The organism is Sphaerisporangium sp. NPDC005288 (genome assembly GCF_040607475.1).
Classification (GTDB): domain Bacteria; phylum Actinomycetota; class Actinomycetes; order Streptosporangiales; family Streptosporangiaceae; genus Sphaerisporangium; species Sphaerisporangium rhizosphaerae.
In genome coordinates, this window is the sequence record NZ_JBEXGT010000101.1 from 1 (window position 1) to 5,018 (window position 5,018).

The 5,018-nt window shown below is 74.5% G+C and carries 6 protein-coding genes and 1 pseudogene; 5 read left to right on the forward strand and 2 right to left on the reverse strand.

The window, feature by feature from the left end; translation table 11 throughout:
- Both ABZU32_RS40770 and ABZU32_RS40775 read left to right on the forward strand, forming a co-directional pair.
- Window positions 1-852, forward strand: a pseudogene (locus ABZU32_RS40770) (hypothetical protein); the annotation flags it as partial.
- A gap of 29 nt (window positions 853-881) precedes the next feature.
- A complete protein-coding gene (locus tag ABZU32_RS40775; protein WP_354932126.1) occupies window positions 882-2,480 on the forward strand; it encodes a Na+/H+ antiporter in 1,599 nt (532 codons plus the stop codon).
- 78 nt (window positions 2,481-2,558) lie between these two features.
- On the opposite strand, the gene ABZU32_RS40780 is transcribed toward ABZU32_RS40775, so the two are convergent.
- Together ABZU32_RS40780 and ABZU32_RS40785 are read right to left on the reverse strand one after the other, a co-directional pair.
- A complete protein-coding gene (locus tag ABZU32_RS40780) occupies window positions 2,559-2,816 on the reverse strand; it encodes a UBP-type zinc finger domain-containing protein (RefSeq protein WP_354839210.1) in 258 nt (85 codons plus the stop codon).
- 42 nt (window positions 2,817-2,858) lie between these two features.
- A complete protein-coding gene (locus tag ABZU32_RS40785; protein ID WP_354932129.1) occupies window positions 2,859-3,605 on the reverse strand; it encodes a DUF2071 domain-containing protein in 747 nt (248 codons plus the stop codon).
- 177 nt (window positions 3,606-3,782) lie between these two features.
- Between ABZU32_RS40785 and ABZU32_RS40790 the strand changes: the two genes are divergently transcribed.
- The 3 genes from ABZU32_RS40790 to ABZU32_RS40800 all read left to right on the forward strand — a co-directional run.
- On the forward strand, window positions 3,783-4,151 hold the full coding sequence (locus ABZU32_RS40790; protein WP_354839216.1) for a hypothetical protein: 369 nt from the start codon (window positions 3,783-3,785) through the stop codon (window positions 4,149-4,151).
- A 56-nt stretch (window positions 4,152-4,207) separates the two neighbouring features.
- On the forward strand, window positions 4,208-4,549 hold the full coding sequence (locus tag ABZU32_RS40795; protein ID WP_354839219.1) for a DUF202 domain-containing protein: 342 nt from the start codon (window positions 4,208-4,210) through the stop codon (window positions 4,547-4,549).
- A gap of 24 nt (window positions 4,550-4,573) precedes the next feature.
- Window positions 4,574-5,018 (forward strand): DUF202 domain-containing protein (locus tag ABZU32_RS40800; RefSeq protein WP_354932132.1); only part of this gene is annotated, 445 nt, incomplete at its 3' end.

Sequence of the window (5,018 nt, forward strand, 5' to 3'; positions counted from 1 at the left end):
GGCCCGGCCGTCCAGGGCGGCCCCGCCCGCCGCGACGCCGCGGCGGAGTACGGCGCGGGAACCGAGTACGGCGCCGGGACCGAGTACGGCACGCGAACCGACTACGGCGCGGGAGCCCAGTACGGCGCGGCGACCCAGTACGGGGCCGGCGCCGAGTACGGCGCGGGAACCGAGTACGGGGCCGGCACCCAGTACGGACGCGGCGCCGAGTACGGGCGGGGGACGGACTACGCCCGCGGCGCCGACCACACGGGCGCGGCGGAGTACGGTGCTGCGCCCTCGTCCGGCTACGCCGCCTCCTCCGACTACCCCTCGGGTGCCGCTTCGCCCGACTACACCCCCGGTGCCGGCTATGGGGCCGCGCCCGAGTACGGCGTGACGGCCGAGTACGGCCGCCCGAACGGGTACGCCACTCCACCGCTGGACTACTCCGCGCCGCCGCCCGGCTACGGCTCCACGGGCGAGTACCCGCCGCCCGCCGAGTACGGCGGGGCCCGTTACGGCGCGGGCGACCTGGACGCGGTGCCGCCGGAGAACCTCATCGTCAACGACTCCCTGCCGTTCGGCCAGGCGCCCGGCGGCCGGCCGGAGGGGCCCTACCGGGCCGAGGCGCCGGGCGGCGGCTACGGCGACAACCCGCACCTGCCCTCGCAGGCCGCCGTGGACCCCTCGGACCCGCTGGGTCTCGGGGCCATGGGGCAGCGTCCGGCCGACTCCACCGACCCGGAGCTGCCGCGCCCGTACGTGCAGGACAACATGTTCACCACCGGTGAGCGGGTGCGGCCCGACGGCCGGCCGCGCACCGACGAGCACGGCCGCCCCTACCCGCAGGAGACCGGCCGCGACTGGTAGGGATCCCGCGCGGCATATCCTTTGGGACGATGAACATTACGACGGCGCTTCAGCTCGTGCTGCTCCCCGCCGGCGCGCTGGGGGTCGCCGCCGTGGCCCGCTGGCGCGGCTGGCCCACGCCGCTGCTGCTGGTGCTCGCGGGGCTCATCGCCGGACTGGTCACCTCCCAGTTCCGCGGCGTCCCCGAGTACCGTCTCGACCCCGACATCGTGCTGCTGGTCTTCCTGCCGCCGCTGCTGTACTCGGCCGCGCTGGACAGCTCCTACCTGCGCCTTCGCGCCGTCCGGCGGCCGGTCGGGCTGCTGTCGGTGGGCCTGGTGCTGTTCACGGCGGCCGTGGTGGGCCTGCTCGCGCACGCCCTGATCCCCGGGATCCCTCTGGCGGCGGCGTTCGCGCTCGGGGCCATCGTCGCCCCGCCGGACGCCGTGGCGGCCGTCGCCGTGGGGCGCAGGCTCGGCCTGCCCCGCAAGGTCATCACCATCCTCGTCGGCGAGAGCCTGTTCAACGACGCCACCGCGCTGACGGCCTACCGCGTGGCGGTGGCCGCGGCGGTCGGCGTGGGCGTCAGCCCGCTCGCGGCCTTCGGGCAGTTCGCGTACGCGGCGGGCGTCGGGCTGGCCATCGGTCTGGTGCTGGCGTTCCTGGTCGGCAGGGTGTTCGGCCGGCTGCGCGACCCGCTGATCAGCAACACGATCTCGCTGCTGGTGCCGTTCGTGGCCTACCTCACCGCCGAGGCGGTGCACGCCTCGGGCGTGCTGTCGGTCGTGGTGGTCGGCATCCTGCTCGGCCACCGCATGAACCGCACCAGCTACGGCACGCGGCTGGTCTCGCACTCGATGTGGAAGGTGCTCGACTTCTTCCTGGAGATCGTGGTCTTCCTGCTCATCGGGCTGCAGCTCCCGCTCATCCTGCAGGGGCTGCGCGGGGAGAACCCCTGGCACGTCGCCGGGTACGCGGTCGCGGTCTTCGCCGCGGTGGTCGTCGCCCGCGTCGTCTGGGTCGTCCCCAGCACCTACCTGCCCCGCGTGCTGTTCCGCAAGATCCGCGAACGGGAGCAGCGGCCGCCCGCCTCGTCGGTGGCGGTGATCGGCTGGGCGGGCATGCGCGGCGTGGTGTCGCTGGCCGCGGCCTTCGCCCTGCCGGCCGACTTCCCGGCCCGCGACATGGTGCTGTTCCTGACGTTCGTCGTCGTCATCGCCACCCTGCTGGTGCAGGGCCTGTCGTTCCCCCTGCTGATCAGGAAGCTCGGCGTCTCCAGCGAGCAGGAGGTCTACCGGGACAACCTGACCGAGGCCGCGGCCCAGCAGGCGGCGGCCGGCGCGGCGCTGGCCCGGCTGGACGAGCTGACCAAGGAAGGCGTGCTGGAGACCCACGCGGACGTCGTCGACCGCCTGCGCGTGCAGGCCGAGCGCCGGGCGATGGGCGCCTGGGAACGCCTGGGCGGCGGCGTCGGCCCCGAGGGCGAGGAGACGCCGAGCTCCCTGTACCGCCGGCTGCGCCGCGAGATGCTGGCGGCGGAGCGGTCGGTGCTGGTGCGCATGCGCGACGAGCGTCGCATCGACGACGAGGTGCTGCGCCGGGTCACCATGGAGCTCGACTACGAGGAGGCCACCCTGGCGCGCGACTGACCGCGCCCCCCGACGCCCGCGGGCGGCTCACCCCGCCCGTCCGCGCCCGGCCCTCGCCGGGTCTGCCGCGGTGCCCGGCTATCGGGCCAGGTGTGACATGCCCACCGTCTCGTGGACGAAGCACCACAGCCATTCCTCGCCGTCCTGGAAGGACCGCATCACCGGGTGACCGGTCTGCTCGAAGTGCCGGGTCGCGTGGCGGCCGGGCGAGGAGTCGCAGCAGCCGACATGGCCGCATTCGACACATTTGCGCAGGTGGACGTAGCGCCGGCCCTCCGCCAGGCACTCCTCGCACCCGTCGGGCGTGCGCGGCTCCGCCTCAGCCCTGATCGTCATGTCTTCACAGTGACCCATTCGACCCCCCTATGGGTAGCGATGTTAGTGCAGGTGGCCGGGCGCGGCGGTCCGCGGCGGGCGCCACATGCCGATGCGCGTCGCGACGCCCGCGGAGGCGTGCACCAGCGGTTCCTCGCCCGAGTCGGGGAGCCCCGCGGCGCGCACGAGGTCCTGGCGCAGGTGGCGGAGCCGCGCGTGGCGCAGCGGCCAGGGAGGGTGCTCGACCTCCGCGTGGACCAGCCGGCCGGCGACGACGCTGAACAGCCGGTAGCGGTCGGTGAGGAAGCTCACCCGCTCGTCCCGCTCGTCCGGGGTCAGGGGCGCGCCGAGTTCGACGTCCGCGTCGCCCCGGGCGGCGGCGGGGCCGGGCCAGCGGCGGCGGCAGCGGTACCGGTAGAGGCCGTCCTCCACGCGCACGGCCATGCGCGACCAGTAATAGGGGAGCCAGAACCCGGCGCGGGCGGCGAGCACGGCCGGCAGCCGCCCGGCGTCCAGCGAGAAGAACCACAGTCCCCGGCGCCCGTCGCCGTCCCGGACGTAGGTGCGGACGTTGGTCTCGGGGAAGCGCGACAGCCACGGCAGCGCCGGCACGGCGGGGGGCCGCACGCCCTCCATGAGGAAGGGCACCAGGCCGACGTAGGCCGCCTCGTCGAAGGTCTCGACGGTGAGGCCCGCGGGGAGCAGGCGCTGCACCGTGGCGGGCGGGTAGCGCCAGTGGATGAACGCCAGGGCGGTCCACCGCTGGTGCATCACCGGCAGGGAGACCTTCGGTGACCAGGTCGTGCGCATGGACTGCTCCTACCCGGTGCGGCGGTTCCATGCTCGGGACCGGGCCTGGTGCTCTGACCGCCGATGGGCGTGCCGCCGGTGGCTCCCGAGCCGGCCGCCTTCTTCGCGGTGGGCCGGATCCGACCTTTCCGAAAAGGGCGCGCGTCCGGTTCCGGGGAGTTGGATAGGGTCGAATTCATGCGACTCATCCCCCTCGCCGCAGCGACCGCGACCGGATTCCTCCTGCTCACCACGGGATGCAGCACCGTCGACAAGGCACAGGCGTGCATCGAGGCCAACAAGGTCATCGCCGAGACCGGCTCGAAGATCACCAGCCTGGCCAACGACCCGAAGGCGATGGACAAGGCTCTGGAGGACGGGGCCGCGAAGTTGCAGGACGTGGCCGACAAGGCCGGGAACACCACGCTGAACCAGGCGCTGGGCGACCTGGCCGACCGGTTCAAGGACCTCAACATCAAGGACGCCAACGACGCGGTGGACGCCGCCCAGAAGGTGGCGACCGACACCGCCTCGACGCTCAAGGCGATCGCCGAGGAATGCACCTGACCAGCGGCCAAAACCCGAGATCTCTAGGGGGAATGGCGCTGAATTAGCCTTTCCTCATGTCTGTCGAGGGGAAGGAGCCGGACCCCCGGTTCACGCTGGCCAACGAGCGGACGTTCCTCACCTGGCTCAGCACGTCGCTGGCGCTGAGCGCCGGCGGCGTGGCCATGGCGGCCCTGCCGCGGGACGTCTTCGTGCCGTGGGTCCGCACGTCTCTCGCCGTCGTGCTGGTGCTGCTGTCGGCGCTCGCGGCGGTCCTGTCCTACCCCCGGTGGCGCAACGTGCAGCGGGCGCTGCGCCATGAGCAGCCGCTTCCGCCGCTCGCCCTGGCCCCGTTGTTCGGCTACGGCGTCGCGGCGGTGGCCGTCCTCGCGCTGATCCTCATCCTGCTCGCCGGATGACCGATGCCAGGTGACCGATGCCGGGTGACCGATGATGACGACCCGGGCGACCGGGGTGATCCCGAGGACCGGGAGGGCCCCGACGACAGAGGGAACCCGGACGACCATGGTGACCCGGTGACCCGGCCAGGACCGCGGGAGCGGCCCGGCCTGCACAGCGAGCGGACGCTGCTGGCGTGGATCCGCACGGGCACCGCGCTGGCGGCGGGCGGGCTCGGCGCGGCGGGCGTCGCCGGCCGGCACACCGGGGACGGACGGGCCGCCGTCCCCTTCGTGCTGGCGGCGCTGTGCGGTGCGCTGCTGCTGGCCAGGACCCGCGTGCGGTACCGGCGCGGGGGGCGGGGGCCCCCCCCCGGGGGGCGCGGGCGCCCGGGGGCGGGGGGCCCCGGGGGGCGGGGGGGCGGGGGGGGCGGGGGGGGCGGGCGCCGGCCCGAGCGGCGCGGGGGCGCCCCCAGAGGGCGCCCCGCCG